Source organism: Amycolatopsis sp. 3B14 (assembly GCF_050958625.1).
Lineage (GTDB): Bacteria > Actinomycetota > Actinomycetes > Mycobacteriales > Pseudonocardiaceae > Amycolatopsis_E > Amycolatopsis_E thermoflava.
In genome coordinates, this window is sequence record NZ_JBHZEN010000055.1 from 173107 (window position 1) to 190749 (window position 17643).

The following is a 17643-nucleotide window of genomic DNA, read 5'->3' on the forward strand; positions in this document are numbered from 1 at the left end:
CGCTTCGCGGCGGCGCTGAGCAGGCTAAACCTCGGGCGGCCGAATGCGGTGTAGAGTTCACCCGTCCTTGTCCGGTTTGGGCCAGGTTTGGCGTGGCCGCTTGACGGTGCCCCGGCCTGCGCGTTTCGCTGCCTGCCATGGTCCGAACCATTCGCGCGCTGGCCGTCGCCCTGCTGATGACCGGTCTGGTCGCCGCGCCGCCCGCGGGAGCGGAGGCGCCGGTGCGGTTCGCGTCGTCGTTCGAACCCGGCCAGCCCGAGCCGGACTGGGTGGACACCGTGGAGACCGGGCCGGACGGCCGCCCGCTCACCGCCGGCGTGAACGGCGCGAACGGCTCGGCCATCCCCGGCGACGTGCGCGGCCGCGCCACCGGCGCCACCGCGAGCGCGGAGAACACCGGCGCCGGCGAGGTCGCGGTCAACCTGCTCGACGGCAGGCCGGAGTCCAAGTGGCTCGCCTTCGCCCGCACCGGCTGGGTGCAGATCGAGTTCGCCGAGCCGGTCGCCATCACCCGCTACGGCCTGACCTCGGCCAACGACGCCCCCGAGCGCGACCCCCGGGACTGGACCCTGCAGGGCTCCGACGACGGCGCCACCTGGACCACAGTGGACAGCCAGAGCGGGCAGACGTTCGGCGACCGGTTCGAGTCCAGGGAGTTCCGCCTCGCCGCCACCGCCACGCACCGCTTCTACCGGCTGGACATCACCGCCAACGGCGGCGCGGACATCGTCCAGCTCGCCGAACTGCTGCTCGCCGACGACCAGCCGGCCCCGCCGCCGCTGCCCACCATGCGGTCCTACCCGGACAGCGGCCCGCCCGTCGGCTACACCAGCAAACCGCGCGCCGGGTTCACCGGGCTGCGTGCCTTCCACTACGGCGGCACCCAGACCGCGCCGCACGGCTACTCCTACAACAAGGTGTTCGACGTGCGGATCCCGGTGCGCGCCGACACCGAGCTGTCCTACACGGTGTTCCCCGAGCTGACCGGCGACGACCTGAAGTACCCGAGCACGAACGTCTCGGTCGACCTGGCCTTCACCGACGGCACCTACCTGTCCACCCTCGGCGCGGTGGACCAGTACGGGTTCCCGCTCAGTCCCCGCGGGCAGGGCGCGGCGAAGTCGCTCTACGCGAACCAGTGGAACCTGGTGCGCTCGGCGATCGGCACGGTCGCCCGCGGCAAGACCGTCGCGCGAATCCTGATCGCCTACGACAACCCGAACGGCGCCGGCTCGTTCAACGGCTGGTTCGACGACATCGCGCTCGGGCCCGCCGCGCCGCAGGCCCGCGTCGCCCGCCTGTCCGACCACGTGCTCACCACCCGCGGCACGAACGCCAACGGCACGTTCTCCCGCGGCAACAACTTCCCGGCCACCGCGGTCCCGCACGGCTTCAACTTCTGGACCCCGGTCACCGACGCCGGGTCGGTGAACTGGCTCTACCGCTACCAGGAGGGCAACAACGCGCAGAACCGGCCCGCGCTGCAGGCGCTGTCGCTGTCCCACGAGCCGAGCCCGTGGATGGGCGACCGGCAGACGTTCCAGGTGATGCCCTCGGCCGCCGCCGGTGCGCCGGACGCGAACCGGGCCGCCCGCGCCCTGTCCTTCGACCACGCCAACGAGATCGCCAAACCGCACTACTACGGGGTGACGTTCGACAACGGCGTCAAGGCCGAGATCGCGCCCGCCGACCACGCGGCGGCGTTCCGGTTCACCTTCCCCGGCGGCGACGCGAACCTGATCTTCGACAACGTCAACGACGCCGGCGGCCTCACCCTCGATCCGGCGACGGGCACGCTGTCCGGGTTCACCGATGTGCGCAGCGGCAACTCCGCCGGCGCGGGCCGGATGTTCGTCTACGCGGCCTTCGACCGGCCGGTCACCGGCGGGGACATGCTGCCCGGCGAGGGACGGGACCACGTGCGCGGCTACCTGAAGTTCGACCCGGGCCGCGGCGGCGCCGTGGGCATGCGGATCGCGACCTCGCTGATCAGCGTCGACCAGGCCAAACGCAACCTGGAGCAGGAGATCCCGGCGGGCACGGCGTTCGAGACGGTCCGCTCCGCCGCGCAGGCCGCGTGGGACCGCAAGCTCGGCGTGATCGAGGTCGAAGGCGCGAGCCGGGACCAGCTGACCACGCTCTACTCGAACCTGTACCGGCTGTTCCTCTACCCCAACTCCGGGTTCGAGAACGTCGGCACCACGCGCAGCCCGCGCCCCGCCTACGCGAGCCCGGTCTCGCCCAAGGCCGGGCCGGACACGCCGACGCACACCGGGTCGAAGGTCGTCGACGGCGAGATCTACGTCAACAACGGATTCTGGGACACCTACCGCACCACCTGGCCCGCCTACGCGCTGCTCACGCCGGACGTGGCGGGCCGGATGATCGACGGGTTCCTGCAGCAGTACCGCGACGGCGGCTGGGTCGCGCGCTGGTCCTCCCCCGGCTACGCGAACCTGATGACCGGCACCAGCTCCGACGTGGCCTTCGCCGACGCCTACCTCAAGGGCGTGCGCGGTTTCGACGTGCAGGCGGCCTACGACGCGGCGATCCGCAACGCCACGGTCGCCCCGCCCAACGAGGACGTCGGCCGCAAGGGCCTGGAGCAGTCGATCTTCCTCGGCTACACGCCGACGTCGACCGGCGAGGGCATGTCGTGGGCGATCGAGGGTTACCTCAACGACTTCGGCATCGCGATGATGGCGCAGAAACTCGCCGACGAGGCCGCGCCGGACGACCCGCGCCGCCGCGAGTACGCCGAGAACGCCGAGTACTTCCGCGGCCGCGCGCAGAACTACGTGCACATGTTCGACCCGGCGGTCGGGTTCTTCCAGGGCCGCGGCGCCGACGGCGCGTTCCGCGTCCCACCCGGCCGGTACGACCCGCGCGAGTGGGGGCACGACTACACCGAGACCAACGGCTGGAACATGGCCTTCACCGTGCCGCAGGACGGGCAGGGGCTGGCCAACCTCTACGGCGGCCGCGACGGGCTGGCGCGCAAGCTGGACCAGTTCTTCGCCACGCCGGAGACCGCCGGGTTCCCCGGCGCCTACGACGGGCAGATCCACGAGATGCGGGAGGCCAGGGACGTGCGGATGGGCCAGTACGGCCACTCCAACCAGCCCTCCCACCACATCGCCTACATGTACGACTTCGCCGGGCAGCCGTGGCAGACGCAGGCCAGGGTGCGGGAAGCGCTGTCCCGGCTGTACCTGGGCAGCGAGATCGGGCAGGGCTACCCCGGCGACGAGGACAACGGCGAGATGTCGGCCTGGTACGTGTTCAGCGCGCTCGGGTTCTACCCGCTGCGGATGGGCAGCCCGGAGTACGCGGTCGGTTCGCCGCTGTTCACCAAGGCGACGGTGCACCTGGCGGGCGGCCGGGACCTGGTGATCAACGCGCCGAAGAACAACGCCCGCAACGTCTACGTGCAGGGGCTGCGGGTCAACGGCCGGACGTGGAACTCCACGTCGCTGCCGCACGACGTGCTCGCGGGCGGCGGCACGCTCGACTTCGCGATGGGCCCGAGCCCGTCGCGCTGGGGCGCGGCCGAGGTGCCGCCCTCGCTCACCGAGGGCGACGAGCCGCCCCAGCCGCCGGCGGACCTGACCACGCCCGGCGGGCCGCTGTTCGACAACACCTCGGCCACCCAGGCCCGCCCGCTGGACACGGTCGACTGCCCGGTGCCCGGCGCGGTGACCGCGAACTTCTACACGCTCACCTCGGCCAAGGACGCCGGGGACCCGAGCGCGTGGGTGCTGGAGGGCTCGGCCGACGGGCAGACCTGGACGCCGCTGGACACCCGCTCCGGGGAGACGTTCACGTGGCGGCAGCAGACGCGGGCGTTCAAGATCGCCACGCCGGGCGCCTACGCCCACTACCGGCTGCGAATCACGGGCAGCACGGGCGGCGCGGCGGGGTTGGCGGAGGTGGAACTGCTCGGCGGGACGTGACTGCCGCCTCCGCCCCACCGCCCGCGAGCATCACCACCGGTCGCCGGTACCCGGTTTGTCCAGCTTGGAACTGCTCGGCGGGAAGGGAGCGGGGCGGCCGGTTACGGTAGGCGACGTGACCCGGACCCACTTCTTCTCGTCGTTCGAGGACGGTGATCCGCGGCCCCGCTCCGGCCCGGTCGTGACCGTCGGCTCCGGGCCGGAGCGGGCGCCCGCGGCCAAGCCCGGCGCCGGGTTCACCGGGGTGCGCGCCGCCCGCTACACCACCCGCGAACCGGCCCGTCAGGTGCTGTTCGAAGTGGACTTCGTCATCGGCGCGGACACCCGACTGTCCTATGTGGTGTTCCCGGAGTCCGACGCCGGGCCGAGCTGGCGCAGCACCTTCGTGGCGCTGGCCGTCGAGCTGGACGACGGCACCCTGATCGGGGGGTCGGCGCTCGACGCGGGTGAGTCCAAGACCCGCTACCTCGACCAGTGGAACCCGGTGCGGCACCCGCTCGGCGAGGCCGCGGGCCGTCGCGCGCGGGCGGTCGTGCTGCTCGCCGAACCGTCGCCGGGTGAGCCGGTGTCGGGCTGGGTCGACGACGTCGCGATCGCCGACGCGCCGCCCCAAGGCCCGCGGGACCCGGTCGACTGGGTGCGCACCACGCGCGGCACACACTCGAGCAACGAGTTCTCCCGCGGCAACACCTTCCCGGCCACCGCGATGCCGCACGGCTTCAACTTCTGGACCCCGGTCACCGACGCCGGGTCACTCGACTGGCTGTACGAGTACCACCGGCGCAACAACGCCCAGAACCGGCCCGAGCTGCAGGCCTTCGCGGTCAGCCACCAGCCGAGTCCGTGGATGGGCGACCGGCACCCCTTCCAATTCCTGCCGGGAATCGGTCCGGTCACGGCGGACCGGACGGCGCGGGCGCTGCCGTTCTCCCATGACAACGAGACCGACCGGCCGCACCACTACGGGGTGCGCTTCGACAACGGCATCACCGTCGACCTCGCGCCTGCCGACCACGCCGCGTTCATCCGGTTCGGCTTCCCCGGCGAGGGCGGATGGGTGCTGTTCGACAACGTGAACCGGCGCGGCGGCCTGCGCGTCGACCCCGCGCGCGGCGTGGTCACCGGGCACACGTGGGCGCGCAGCCGCCTGTCGGTCGGCGCGCGGCGGTTGTTCGTATACGGCACGTTCGACCGGCCCGCCACCGGTGGTCGCAGGCTGCGCCGGCCCAACACCGGCTACCTGTCTTTCGACACGCCCCAGGTCGAGCTGCGGATCGCCACCTCGCTGATCAGTCTGGAACAGGCGCGCCGCAACCTCGAGCTGGAGATCCCGGCCGGGACCACGTTCGAGCAGGTCCGCGAGCGGGCGCGGGCCGCGTGGCAGGAGGTGCTGGGCCGGGTCGAGATCGACGGCGCCACCCCGGACGAGCTGACCACCTTCTACTCCGGCCTGTACCGGCTGTTCCTGTACCCGAACTCGGCCCACGAGCAGACCCCGCGCGGAGTCCGGCACGCCAGCCCGGTGCGGCGCCGGTGGTGGCCGAGCACCCGCACCCGGACCGGGGCGAAGGTCGTGGACGGCCCGATGTCGGTCAACCACGGTTTCTGGGACACCTACCGCACGGTGTGGCCGGCGCTCGCGTTGCTGGCGCCGCGACGCTGCGGGGAGCTGATCGAGGGGTTCGTGCAGCAGTTCCGGGAGGGCGGCTGGATCGCGCGCTGGTCCTCCCCCGGCTACGCGAACCTGATGACCGGCACCAGCTCGGACGTGGCCTTTGCCGACGCCTACCGGAGAGGCGTGCGGAACTTCGACGTGCACGCCGCCTACGACGCGGCGCTGCGCAACGCGACTGTCACCCCGCCCGGCCGCAGCGTCGGGCGGCAGGGCCTGCGGGAGTCGATCTTCCTCGGCTTCACGCCGCTGACCACGCACGAGGGCCTGTCCTGGGCGCTGGAGGGCTGCCTCAACGACTTCGGCCTCGCCGCGCTCGCCGAGGAGCTGGGGCACACCGACGACGCCCGGTACTTCCGGCAGCGCGCCGCGCAGTACGTCAACCACTTCGACCCGCGCACCGGGTTCTTCCAGGGCCGGCACCGCGACGGCCGGTGGCGCTGGGCGCCGGAGCACCACGACCCGGCCCGGTGGGGCTTCGACCAGCCCGAGACCAACGCCTGGAACACCGTGTTCTCCGTGCCGCACGACGGCGCCGGCCTGGCCGCGCTGCTCGGCGGCCCCGCGGCGCTGGAGTCCACACTGGACACGTTTTTCACCACGCCGGAGACCGGGCGCGTGCCGGGGTCCTACGGCGGGATCATCCACGAGATGACCGAGGCCCGGGACGTGCGGCTGGGCCAATACGGGCATTCGAACCAGCCCAGCCACCACATCCCGTGGATGTACTGCCACGCCGGGGCCGCGGCCAAGACGCAGGCCATCGTGCGGGAGGTGCTGACCCGCTGCTACCTGGGCAGCGAGATCGGGCAGGGTTACCCCGGCGACGAGGACAACGGCGAGATGTCCGCCTGGTACGTGCTCGCCGCGCTGGGCCTGTACCCGCTGGCGCCGGGCAACCCGGGTTACGTGCTGACCGCGCCGCTGTTCGAGCGGGCCCGGCTGCGCCTGGAGAACGGGCGGACGGTGACGATCAGCGCCCCGGGCCGCGGGACGTACGTGCGGGGCCTGACGATCGACGGGAAGCCGCACCACTCGACCTGGCTGCCGCACGCCGACCTGATCACCGCCGGTCACCTGGAGTTCGACGTGACGGACACCCCCTCGAGCTGGGGTGACCCGCCGCCGTCACTGGGCGCGCCGCCGCTGGCCGACGTGACCGGCGCCGGCACCTGTGACGACGGCACCGACGTGACCCAGCTGTTCGCCGACACCACCGCCACGCAGGTGACCTTCCGCTCGCGCACCCCGGTGATCGAGTGCGCGGTCCGGGAACCGGCGCGCGTGGAGATGTACACCCTGACCTCCGCCGCCCGCGGCGGGGACCCGCGCGACTGGGTGCTGGAGGGCAGCGCCGACGGGGAGTCGTGGGTGCGGCTGGACGAACGCCGTGGCGAGCGGTTCCCCTGGCGGCGGCAGACCCGCCCGTTCTCCATCCCCGAGCCGGGCACGTACCGTGCCTACCGGCTGCGGATCACCGCGGCGACCGGGCGGCGGACCGCGCTGACCGAATGGGAACTGCTCGGGGGCCGTGCATGAGGGTGTGGAAGGTGGCCCAGGACCGGCTGGTCGCCGCCGATCCGGGGCTGGTGCGGTTGCGGCTGGCCGGGATCGCGGTGGGCGGGATCGTGCTGTCGATCCTGGTGCTGCTCCTGCTCGGCCGTCCCATTCCGACGATCATGGTGGCCTGCATCGCGGCGATGAACTCGGCGTTCAGCGTCAACGACAAGACGCCGAAGGACCAGGCGATCACGCTCGTGCTGGTGATGCTGTGCGGGTCGGCCTCGCTCACCGTGGCCGCGTTCGGCGCCACCGCTCCCCCGCTGGACAGCGTGCTGTTCGTGTTGCTGATCTTCCTCGCGGTCTACGCGCAGCGGTTCGCGCCGCGCGGCACGGCGATGGGCGCGTTGTCGTTCTTCATGTTCTTCTTCGCGATGTTCCTCGCGATCCACCCGCGGCAGCTGCCCGAATACATCCTCGCCCTGGCGATCGGGCTCGCCGCGAACGCCGTGATGCGGTTCGCGGTGCTGCGACGGCGACCGGAGGGTGAGCTGCTGCGGGCCCGCCGCGCGTTCCGCGCCCGGATCAGCGCCGTCGTGCGCGCCGCGGCCGCGTGCCTGGCCAGCGGCGGCAGCGAGTGGCGGATCAACCAGCTGCGCAAGGCCGACACCCGCCTGCACGAGGCCGTCCTGATGATCGAGGACACCATCGGCGACCTGTTCGACGAGACCGGCACGCAGCTGCTGCGCCGCCGTCTGCTGGCCGTGGAGCTGGCCTGCCAGTGGCTCTCGATCACCGTGCGCCGCGCCGCCGAGGCGGACGCACTGCCGGAGGCGGTCCGCGACGACCTGATCGCGAGCCTGCTGCGGCTGGACTCCCTGATCGAACGCGATCCCCGCGACCTGCCGGTGATCAGCGACACCGAGGAGTTCAGCAAGATGCTCGTCGCGGGCAGCCGGCTCAAGGAACGCACCGAACCCGGCGACGAGGTGCGCCGCGCCATCGCGGAACTGGCGCTGGCCGACGTCAACGCCCAGCGGGTCGCCGAGAAGGACTACTCGGCCGAGACCGAACTGCCCGAGGAAGAGACCGAGGAGGAAGCCAAGAAGGTCCTCGCCTACGACAACCGCACCCGCAGCGCGATCCAGGCGATGGTCGGCGGTGGGCTGGCCGTGCTCGGCGGCGAGCTGATCTCCGACGCCCGCTGGTACTGGGCGGTGCTCACGGTGTTCGTGGTCTTCCTCAACACCAGCACCGCGGGGGCCACGTTCGTGAAGGGGTTCCGCCGCGTCACCGGCACCCTGGGCGGGATCTTCGGCGGAATGCTGCTGGCGCTGCTGGTCACCGGCAACACGACCGCCACGGTCGTGCTGATCCTGGTGTGCGTGTTCTGCCTGGTCTACGTGGCGCGGGTGTCGCAACTGCTGATGGCCTTCTTCATCACCTGCATGCTGGGCCTGCTCTACAGCCTGCTCGGCACGTTCAGCGTCGAGGTGCTGTGGGTGCGGGTTGCGGAGACCGCGATCGGCGCGGCCGCGGGCCTGATCGCGGCGGTCCTGGTGGTGCCGGTGCGCACCCGCACGGTGATGGTGTCCGACATCGACGCGGCGCTGGTGGACCTGTGCGAGTTCCTGGCCGGGGCCGAGGCGCTGCTGTCCGGGCGGGAGAACGTGAACGTGATCGAACTCTCCCGCGAGCTGGACCGCTCGGTGGAGAAGGTGCGCACCACGATCGAGCCGCTGACCCACCCGATCAGCCTCGCCAGCCGCCGCGACTACGGCTGGTACGTGATGAGCACGCTGGAGCGGCTGGCGTTCCGGGCGCGGCAGATCGCGGCCCGCTCCGAACCGGGCCTGCTGCCCGCCGACGACCGGCTGACCGGGGTGATCGAGCGGATCAGCCGCAACGTCGATGTGCTGCGCGACGCCCTCGACGGCGACGAGCGGGGCAGGCTGGTGCGCAACACCGCCGCCCCGGAGACGCGTGAGACGGACAACGCCCAGGCACGCTCCGTGCTCACCAGCCTGGGCCGCCTGGAGGCCGGGATCGTCGCGCTGGGCAGGGCGTTCGAGGTGCCGGTGGCCGATTCGACTCGATCGGTTCAGCAGAACGTGAGGCGACGCACCACGTCAGCGCAGGCAGAGGGCGATAGGGTCACCAGCACAAGCCAAGATTCCGTCCGCAGGAGTACGCAATGACCCAAGCCCCCGTCAACGTCACCGTAACCGGCGCCGCCGGCCAGATCGGCTACGCGCTGCTGTTCCGCATCGCGTCCGGTCAGCTGCTCGGCCCGGACACGCCGGTGAAGCTGCGGCTGCTGGAGATCCCGCAGGCGGTCAAGGCGGCCGAGGGCACGGCGCTCGAGCTGGAGGACGGCGCGTTCCCGCTGCTCGCGGGCATCGACATCTTCGACGACGCGAAGCAGGCTTTCGCCGGCGCCAACGTGGCGCTGCTGGTGGGCGCGCGCCCGCGCACCAAGGGCATGGAGCGCGCCGACCTGCTGGAGGCCAACGGCGGCATCTTCAAGCCGCAGGGTGAGGCGATCAACGCCGGCGCCGCCGACGACATCCGCGTGCTGGTGGTCGGCAACCCGGCCAACACCAACGCCCTCATCGCGCAGTCGCACGCGCCCGACGTCCCGGCCGAGCGGTTCACCGCCATGACCCGCCTGGACCACAACCGCGCCGTCGCCCAGCTGGCGAAGAAGCTGAACACCCCGGTCAGCGAGATCAAGAAGCTGACGATCTGGGGCAACCACTCCGCCAGCCAGTACCCGGACATCTTCCACGCCGAGGTCGCGGGCAAGAACGCCGCCGAGGCCGTCAACGACGAGAAGTGGCTGGCCGAGGAGTTCATCCCGCGCGTGGCCAAGCGCGGCGCGGAGATCATCGAGGCCCGTGGCGCGTCGTCGGCCGCGTCGGCCGCCAACGCCGCCATCGACCACATCTACAACTGGGTCAACGGCACCCCCGAGGGCGACTGGACCTCGATGGCCGTGCCGTCCGACGGCTCCTACGGTGTGCCGGAGGGCCTGATCTCCTCGTTCCCGGTCGTCTGCAAGGACGGCAAGTACGAGATCGTGCAGGGCCTGGAGATCAACGAGTTCTCCCGCGGCCGCATCGACGCGTCGGTCAACGAGCTGGCCGAGGAGCGCGAGGCCGTGAAGAAGCTCGGCCTCATCTGATTTTTCCCGGTGGTGCGCGGAGGGCCGGTTCCTGACAGGGGCCGGCCCTCCGGCGTCAGCGTGGTGATCATGACTGCGCTCGATCCGCCGCGCGGGCTCGCCGAGCGGCTGCGCGACACCCGTGCCCGACTGGAGGCCGACGTCGACCTGTGGGTGGCGAGTTCCGGCGATGCGGGCGTGCACCTGATCCCGCTGTCCTACCTGTGGGACGGCGCCGCGTTGCTCGTCGCCACCCCGCGCGACTCGCTCACCAGCCGGAACCTGCTGGCCGACGGCCGGGTGCGCCTGGGCCTTGGCCCGACGCGGGACGTCGTGCTCGTCGACGGGGTCGCCGAGCCGGTCGAGCCGGACGCGGCGGTGTGCGAGGCGTTCTCCGTGCGGACCGGGTTCGATCCGCGCGCGGAGTCCCAGCCGTACCAGTACTTCCGGATCCGGCCGACGCGCGTGCAGGCCTGGCGGGAGGCCAACGAGCTGCCGGGACGCACCCTCATGCGCGACGGGCACTGGCTCGGCTGACCGGACGGCGCTACCGTGCCCCGATGGGGAAGTTCATCACCATCGGCTACGGGGACAGCGCGGGCTACGAGCGGACCGCCGAGGAGGTGCGGGCGGCCGCCCACGAGCACGACTCCCGGTTGCGCGCCGGCGGGGCCGAGATGGGGATCGCGGGCGAGCCGGTGCAGGTGCGCAACCACGACGCGGCCGGGGCCCAGGTGACGCCGGGCCCGTTCCTGCGGTCGGACCTGCCGGTCGCCGGGTTCGCGATCATCGAGGCCGACACGCTGGAGGAGGCCACGCGGATGGTGGCCGGCACCCCGTGCGCGGTGGCGCACGGGGTGGTCGAGGTGTGGCCGCTGCAGAGCTGAACTCCGGCTGGACGGTCAGTCGATGCCTTCGACGATGCGGAAGTCGCGCTCGACCCCGTCGGCGAGGACGGCCAGCGCCTCCTGATAAGCCGCGCTCTCGCGCGCCGCGACGGCCTGCTCGAAGCTGTCGAACTCGACCAGGACGGTGCGCTCGGCGATCCCGCCGTCATGCGCGACGACCCGGCCGCCAAGGATGAGGGGCCGCCCGCCCGCGGCGCGGACGGCCGGACTGGCCAGTTTGTTGTAGGCAGCCAGTTTCTCCGGGTCGGAAATGGTGCGGTAGACGCTGACCCAGTAGCCCTTGGGCATGGAACCTCCGGTGTTGTGATGGGTGCTCTGACTTACGAGCGGCGGCGGGCGAGAGCGAGGCTGGTCAGCGTCGTGATCGCCATGGCGCCGATGCCGATCAGCGCCGCGGTGGTGTAAGCGCTGTCGTCGGGGAAGAGAAAGCCGGGGCCGGTGCCCGCGGCGAGGACGAGGCCGCCGCCGATCACGGCGGCGCTGCCGGCCAGGAGCAGGGGTCGGCGATCCGCGTCCGGACCCGCGGCGGAACGCGCCACCGGGAACGCCTTCACCGCGACCCCGCCGGCCGGCTGCCGGTCACTGCTTCGGCCGTTCGCGGTCCTGGCTTTCGAGCTCTGTCAGGTGCTTCAGCGCCGGAAGGGCCGCCACCAGCGCCTCGACCTCGTCGCCGGTGAGTTCGCCGATCAACCGCTCGAACGCGTGGACGCCCGCCTGGCGCCGCGTCCGGACGTAGGAGGCGCCGGCCTCGGTCAGGCACACCAGCGTGACCCGCCTGTCGGACGTGTCGCCCCGCCGCTCGACCAGGCCGGACTCCTCCATCACCCGGACCAGGGCGGTCATCGCGGGCTGGGTGACGCCTTCGACCGCGGCCAGATCGGTGACGCGCCGCGGGCCGGTCCGGTCCAGGGTGGCCAGGGCGGCGGCGGCCGTCAGGCTCATGTCCCGGGGCAGGCGTCTCACGGCGCTGGTGGCGAGGCTGTAGAGGGCTGCCCCGATGGCGGCGGACACGCCACGAGCGGTGTCTTGACGGCTCACGCCGGAAGCATAGCGCTTTTATATACATCGTTTATGTAAGTGGTCGTCCAGCCCACTTTTTCGTTGTGGGAACAGGAATTTTGTGCCCTCTCCGGCATGCCGATAGCGTCGGATTCATGGAGTGGAGTGTGAAGCCGGCCGAGGAGCTGGCAGCCGCGTTGCGTGCCGGCGAACTGTCCTCAGTCGAACTGACCGAAGAGGCCATCGACCGCATCGAGCGGGAGGACAAGGTCGTCAACGCGATCTGTGTGCGCGACTTCGACCGCGCGCGGGCCGCCGCGCGGGCCGCGGACCAGGCTCGCGCCCGCGGGGAAGACCGGCCGCTGCTCGGAATTCCGGTGACGGTCAAGGAGTCTTACGACGTCGCCGGGTTGCCGACGACCTGGGGCATGCCGCAACACCGGGATTTCCTGCCCGCGGAGGACGCGGTGCAGGTGTCGCGGCTCAAGGCCGCGGGCGCGGTGGTGCTGGGCAAGACGAACGTGCCGCGCGGGTTGCAGGACATCCAGACCTTCAACGAGATCTACGGCACCACCAGCAACCCGTGGGACCACGAGCGCACGGCGGGCGGGTCCTCCGGCGGATCGGCGGCGGCCCTGGCGTGCGGGTTCGGCGCGCTGTCCATCGGCTCCGACCTCGCCGGTTCGCTGCGCACCCCCGCGCACTTCTGCGGCATCTACGCGCACAAGCCGACGCTCGGGCTGGCGGCGCCCCGCGGCATGGTCGCGCCGCCGGGGCCGGCCCTGCCGGTCGACCTCGACCTCGCCGTCGTCGGTCCGATGGCGCGCACCGCCCGCGACCTCACGCTCCTGCTCGACGTCATGGCCGGGCCGGACCCGCTGACGCTCGGCAAGGCGCACCAGTTGACCCTGCCGCCCGCGCGGCACGAGCGGCTGAGCGACTTCCGGGTCCTGGTCGTCCACGAGCATCCGTGCATCCCGACCGGGGCGGCTGTGCGGGCGGGCGTACACCGGGTGGCCGCCGCGCTCGCCGACGGCGGCGCGCGCGTCGAACAGCACAGCCGGCTGCTGCCCGACCTGGCCGAAGCCGCCACCCTCTACATGGAGTTGCTGATTTCCGGCGCGGTCGCGCGTTTTCCCGTCGACGACGAGCAGTTGCGGGCCCGCGTGGCCGGGCTGAGCGCGGACGACCGGAGCCTCGACGCGGTGCGGTTGCGCGCCATGGTGTTCAGCCACCACGACTGGCTCGCGGCGAACAACCGCCGCGAACTCCACCGCCACGGCTGGCGGCAGCTCTTCGCCGAGTTCGACGCCGTGGTGTGCCCGATCACGCCCACGCCCGCGTTCCCGCACGACCACAGCCCGAATCCGATGGAACGCCGCATCGACATCGACGGCGCCGAGTACCCGTACTTCGACCAGCTCGTCTGGGCCGGCGTGGCGACCATGCCCGGCCTGCCCGCCACCGCGATACCCGCGGGACGCTCCCCCGAGGGCCTGCCGGTCGGGGTGCAGCTCATCGGCCCGATGTTCGAGGACCGCACCCCGCTGCGGCTGGCCGAACTGCTGGAGCAGGAAATCGGCGGCTTCCAGGCGCCGAGGTAGGGCATCCCGCCGGAGGCCCGCCGAGGGCGAGGCTCCCGGTCGGCCGTCCGCTCGGAAACGCCGGGTGTGGACGAGCCGGTATGCCGCGCCATACCGCACGCCTCGGTCGGAGGGGCCGGCGATGTCGGCCTCGAGGGTGTCCGGGGCACGGGCTCGTGGTTGGTCGTCGAGTTGACGCAAAGCCAGGGAAGGGGCTGAAGCCCTCATTGCGGTCGAGCGCCTGCCACGTCAGCTGCACGAAACGCCCGGACGGCGCGCGATGTTGGCGAACGCCGATCGCCGATCCTGCTGGATTTGAGCTGCTTCGGCACACCCGCCCCGAAAACTCCGCTGCCGCCGTCCCAGGGGTGGAACTGATCTGTGCGCGACAACGACCGACAGCACTACCGGGGGTCCGGCACCGCGCGGACCGCGAGGAACCCTGTCGGCTCGCGGCTGAGGCGTTCGAACCGTTCGGGGTCGAGTGTCGCGGCCTCGGGTGACGGGCGGGGTTCGACCAGCCGCTCGACGAGGAACCCGGCCGCGCGCAGCTCTTCGCAGGTCTGCTCCAGCGGGGAGAGCCAGAAGCGGACCCGCCAGCCGCGGCTCCACACCTCCTCGACCACGCGCGGCTCGAAGTAGTTGCCGCCGTGCCGGAGCCAGTTGCCGAACGGGTGCTGCCGGGACAGCACCAGGGCTCCGTCCGGCCGGAGCACCCGGCGCAGCTCCCGCAGCAGCGCCACCCGGTCGTCGACGTACTCCACGGCCAGCGCGAACAGCACCCGGTCCACCGAGGCGTCCGGGAGCCAGTCGAGCGGCTCGGCGAGGTCGTGCACGCGGAACTCGCCGACCGGAACGCGGCGCCGGGACAGCTCGACCATGCGCGGGCTGATGTCCACGCCGACCACGCCCGCGCCGCGCGTCACCAGCTCCTCCGCGTACAGGCCTGGACCGCACGCGGCGTCCAGCACCCGCAGACCGGCGACGTCCCCGAGCAGGTCGAGGCACGCCGGCCGGTCCAGGTGGGCGTTGTAGAAGCCGTCCCGCGCGTGGTCGAGGAACTCCTCGGCGAAGACGTCGTACTGCGCCTCCCGCCCGACCTCCATCAGGCGCCGGTCAGCCCACGCCGCGCCAGGAGCGGCGCGATCTCCGGGTCACGGCCGCGGAAGGCGCGGAAGAAGCCCATCGGGTCACCGGCGCCGCCGCGGGAGAGCAGCGTGGCCCGGAAGTGGTCGCCGTTCTCGCGCTTGAGGCCGCCGTTCTCCTTGAACCACTCCACGGTGTCGGCGTCGAGCACCTCGCTCCAGATGTAGGAGTAGTACCCGGCCGAGTAGCCGCCGCTGAACACGTGCGCGAAGTAGGTGCTGCGGTAGCGCGGCGGGATCGCCGGCACCGCCACCCCGGCCTTCTCCAGCGCCGCGGCCTCGAACGAGGCGACGTCGCCGACCGCGTCCTCGGTGCCCAGCCCGTGCCAGGCCTGGTCCAGCAGCGACGCGGCCAGGTACTCGGTGGTGGCGAAGGGCTGGCCGTACTGGGCCGACTCTTCCAGCCGCTCCACCAGGCGCTGCGGCAGCGGCTCCCCGGTCTCGTGGTGCTTGGCGTAGTTCGCCAGCACCTCCGGCCACAGCATCCACATCTCGTTGACCTGCGACGGGTACTCCACGAAGTCCCGCGGCACGTTGGTGCCGGAGAACTTCGGGTAGCGCACGTCCGACACCAGCGCGTGCAGCGCGTGCCCGAACTCGTGGAACAGGGTGGTGACCTCGTCGAAGGTGAGCAGCGTCGGCTCACCGGCAGGCGGTTTGGCGATGTTGAGGTTGTTGACCACCACCGGCCGCTCGCCCAGCAGGTGCGACTGGTCGACGAAGGTGTTCATCCAGGCGCCGCCGCGCTTGGAGTCGCGCGTGTAGTAGTCGCCCAGGAACAGGCCCAGCGGGCTGCCGTCGGCGTCGAAAACCTCGAACACCCGCACGTCCGGGTGGTAGACGGGCAGGTCGTGGCGTTCAGTGAAGCTCAGCCCGTACAGCTTGCTCGCCGCGAACAGGACGCCGTCGCGCACCACGCGGTCCAGCTCGAAGTAGGGCCGCAGCGTCGCGTCGTCGAGGTCGTACTTCGCCTTGCGGACGCGTTCGGCGTAGAAGGCCCAGTCCCACGGCTCGAGCGTGGCGCCGGGGTGGTCCTGTTCGAGGTAGGTCTGCAGCTCGGCGGCGTCGCGGCGGGCGTTGGCCACGGCGACGGGCGCGAGCCGTTCCAGCAGCCCGACGGCGGCCTCGGCGGTGCGGGCGGTCTCGTCGGAGATCACGTACGCCGCGTGGTTGGGGTGGCCGAGCAGGGCGGCCTTCTCGGCACGCAGCTGCACGATCCGCGCCAGCACGGCCGAGTTGTCGTTGTCGTTGCCGCGCTTGCCGCGCGAGATCGACGCGGTGAACAGCCGTTCCCGCAGCGCCCGGTTCTCCAGGGCGGACAGCAGCGGCTGCGAGGTGGGCAGGTTCAGAGTGAGCAGGTACCCCTCGACACCGCGGGACGCGGCGGCCTCACGCGCGGCGGCGATCGTGCCGTCGGACAGGCCGGCCAGCTCCGCCGGGTCCTCGACCAGCACGGCGAGGTCGTTGGTGTCGCGCAGCAGGTTCTCCTGGAACCGGGTGGACAACGTGGACAGTTCCTCGTTGAGCACCCGCAACTTGGCCTGCTGGCTCTCGTCGAGCCCGGCGCCGGCGCGCTGGAAGTCGGTGTAGGTGCGTTCCAGCAGCCACGCCGACTCCTCGTCCAGCCCCAGCTGGTCGCGCCGGTCGTACAGCTCCTTGACGCGGGCGAACAGCGCCGGGTTGAGGTGGATGGCGTCGGAGTGGGCGGCCAGCTTCGGCGCGATCTCGGCCTGCAGCTCCTGCCGCGCGGGGTTGGTGTCGGAGGAGGTGAGGTTGAAGAACACCGACGAGACGCGCTGCAGCAGGCGTCCCGAGGTGTCCAGGGCCACGATCGTGTTCTCGAAGGTCGCCGGCTCCGGGTTGCCTGCGATGGCCTCGATCTCCGCGGCGTGCTCGGCCAAACCGGCCTCGAACGCCGGGCCGAAGTGCTCGTCGGCGATCCGGTCGAACGGGGGCAGACCGTAGGGCAGGTCGCTCGCCTGCGAGAACGGGTTGTCCGGTGTCATCCAGCGCGGCCCTTCTGTCCTGTCGACCCTCCGATCTCCGCGTCGGAGGACGTCTTCTTCTTCCTACCGCGCTTCGGCGCCGGCGGCACCACCCCGGCCAGATCCGCGCTGTGGTCGTTGACGCGCACCACGAACGGGCGCACCTCGGTGTAGCGGACCACGGAGATCGACGCCGGGTCGACCACGATCCGCTGGAACGCGTCCAGGTGCTGCCCCAGCGCGTCGGCCAGGATGGATTTGAGCACGTCGCCGTGGCTGCACAGCAGCCAGACGGCGTGGTCGCCGTGCTCGGCGGTGATCCGCGCGTCGTGCTCGCGCACCGCGGCGACCGCGCGGGCCTGCATGCCGGCCAGGCCCTCACCGCCGGGGAACACCGCGGCCGATGGGTGGGCCTGCACGACCCGCCACAGCGGTTCTTTGACCAGGTCCTTCAGCTCGCGGCCGGTCCACTCGCCGTAGTCCACTTCGGACAGCCGCGGTTCGACGGTGCGGGTCAGGCCCCGCTCGGCGACGAGCGGGGCCACCGTGTTCTTGCAGCGCAGCATCGGCGAGCACACGACCTCGGCCAGCGGCACGCCGGCCAGCCGCTCGACGAGCGCCCGCGCCTGCGCGCGGCCGGTGTCGTCGAGCCCGACCTTGGGGGTCCGCCCGGCCAGCACGCCCGAACCGTTCGCGGTCGAGCGGCCGTGCCGGAGCAGGATCACGGTAGCCACG

General features: G+C 71.9%; 13 protein-coding genes. 7 read left to right on the forward strand and 6 right to left on the reverse strand.

Annotated elements, in window-relative coordinates; all coding sequences use genetic code 11:
* Positions 1–137 precede the first annotated feature (137 nt).
* The 6 genes from ACCP09_RS29060 to ACCP09_RS29085 all read left to right on the forward strand — a co-directional run bounded on the left by ACCP09_RS29060 (position 138) and on the right by ACCP09_RS29085 (position 11175).
* Positions 138–3953: a GH92 family glycosyl hydrolase gene (locus tag ACCP09_RS29060; RefSeq protein WP_433751792.1), complete on the forward strand. Its 3816-nt coding sequence runs from the start codon at positions 138–140 to the stop codon at positions 3951–3953.
* A 115-nt stretch (positions 3954–4068) separates the two neighbouring features.
* Positions 4069–7164: a GH92 family glycosyl hydrolase gene (locus ACCP09_RS29065; protein WP_433751794.1), complete on the forward strand. Its 3096-nt coding sequence runs from the start codon at positions 4069–4071 to the stop codon at positions 7162–7164.
* Positions 7161–9323 carry an FUSC family protein gene (locus ACCP09_RS29070; RefSeq protein WP_433751796.1) on the forward strand — a complete coding sequence of 721 codons (2163 nt, stop codon included), beginning with the start codon at positions 7161–7163 and terminating at the stop codon, positions 9321–9323. Before ACCP09_RS29065 ends, ACCP09_RS29070 begins: the two co-directional genes overlap by 4 nt.
* Complete coding sequence (locus ACCP09_RS29075) at positions 9320–10309, forward strand: malate dehydrogenase (protein WP_027929747.1); 990 nt, start codon at positions 9320–9322, stop codon at positions 10307–10309. Before ACCP09_RS29070 ends, ACCP09_RS29075 begins: the two co-directional genes overlap by 4 nt.
* Positions 10310–10378: 69 nt before the next feature.
* Positions 10379–10825: a pyridoxamine 5'-phosphate oxidase family protein gene (locus tag ACCP09_RS29080; protein WP_433751798.1), complete on the forward strand. Its 447-nt coding sequence runs from the start codon at positions 10379–10381 to the stop codon at positions 10823–10825.
* Between the two features lie 23 nt (positions 10826–10848).
* Positions 10849–11175, forward strand: coding sequence for a YciI family protein (locus tag ACCP09_RS29085; protein WP_027929746.1), 327 nt, complete (start codon positions 10849–10851; stop codon positions 11173–11175).
* Positions 11176–11190: 15 nt separating this feature from the next.
* Here the strand turns inward: ACCP09_RS29085 and ACCP09_RS29090 are convergent, their stop codons facing one another.
* Genes ACCP09_RS29090 through ACCP09_RS29100 form a run of 3 tightly spaced genes read right to left on the reverse strand, consistent with a single transcriptional unit; the run spans position 11191 to position 12234 of the window.
* On the reverse strand, positions 11191–11484 hold the full coding sequence (locus tag ACCP09_RS29090; protein WP_378361647.1) for a DUF1330 domain-containing protein: 294 nt from the start codon (positions 11482–11484) through the stop codon (positions 11191–11193).
* A 32-nt stretch (positions 11485–11516) separates the two neighbouring features.
* Entirely contained in the window at positions 11517–11735 is a 219-nt protein-coding gene (locus ACCP09_RS29095) for a hypothetical protein (RefSeq protein ID WP_433751801.1), read from the reverse strand.
* A 40-nt stretch (positions 11736–11775) separates the two neighbouring features.
* Positions 11776–12234: a MarR family winged helix-turn-helix transcriptional regulator gene (locus ACCP09_RS29100; protein ID WP_433751802.1), complete on the reverse strand. Its 459-nt coding sequence runs from the start codon at positions 12232–12234 to the stop codon at positions 11776–11778.
* 116 nt (positions 12235–12350) lie between these two features.
* Here ACCP09_RS29100 and ACCP09_RS29105 point away from each other — a divergent pair, with 116 nt between their 5' ends.
* Complete coding sequence (locus ACCP09_RS29105) at positions 12351–13799, forward strand: amidase (protein WP_433751804.1); 1449 nt, start codon at positions 12351–12353, stop codon at positions 13797–13799.
* A gap of 383 nt (positions 13800–14182) precedes the next feature.
* Here ACCP09_RS29105 and ACCP09_RS29110 read toward each other — a convergent pair whose 3' ends face one another.
* From ACCP09_RS29110 to ACCP09_RS29120, 3 genes are read right to left on the reverse strand one after another with little or no spacing between them, the layout of a single operon-like run.
* Complete coding sequence (locus ACCP09_RS29110) at positions 14183–14884, reverse strand: class I SAM-dependent methyltransferase (protein ID WP_433751806.1); 702 nt, start codon at positions 14882–14884, stop codon at positions 14183–14185.
* On the reverse strand, positions 14884–16929 hold the full coding sequence (locus ACCP09_RS29115) for a M3 family metallopeptidase (protein WP_433751808.1): 2046 nt from the start codon (positions 16927–16929) through the stop codon (positions 14884–14886). Before ACCP09_RS29115 ends, ACCP09_RS29110 begins: the two co-directional genes overlap by 1 nt.
* Complete coding sequence (locus ACCP09_RS29120; RefSeq protein ID WP_378334641.1) at positions 16926–17642, reverse strand: histidine phosphatase family protein; 717 nt, start codon at positions 17640–17642, stop codon at positions 16926–16928. Before ACCP09_RS29120 ends, ACCP09_RS29115 begins: the two co-directional genes overlap by 4 nt.
* Position 17643 lies beyond the last annotated feature (1 nt).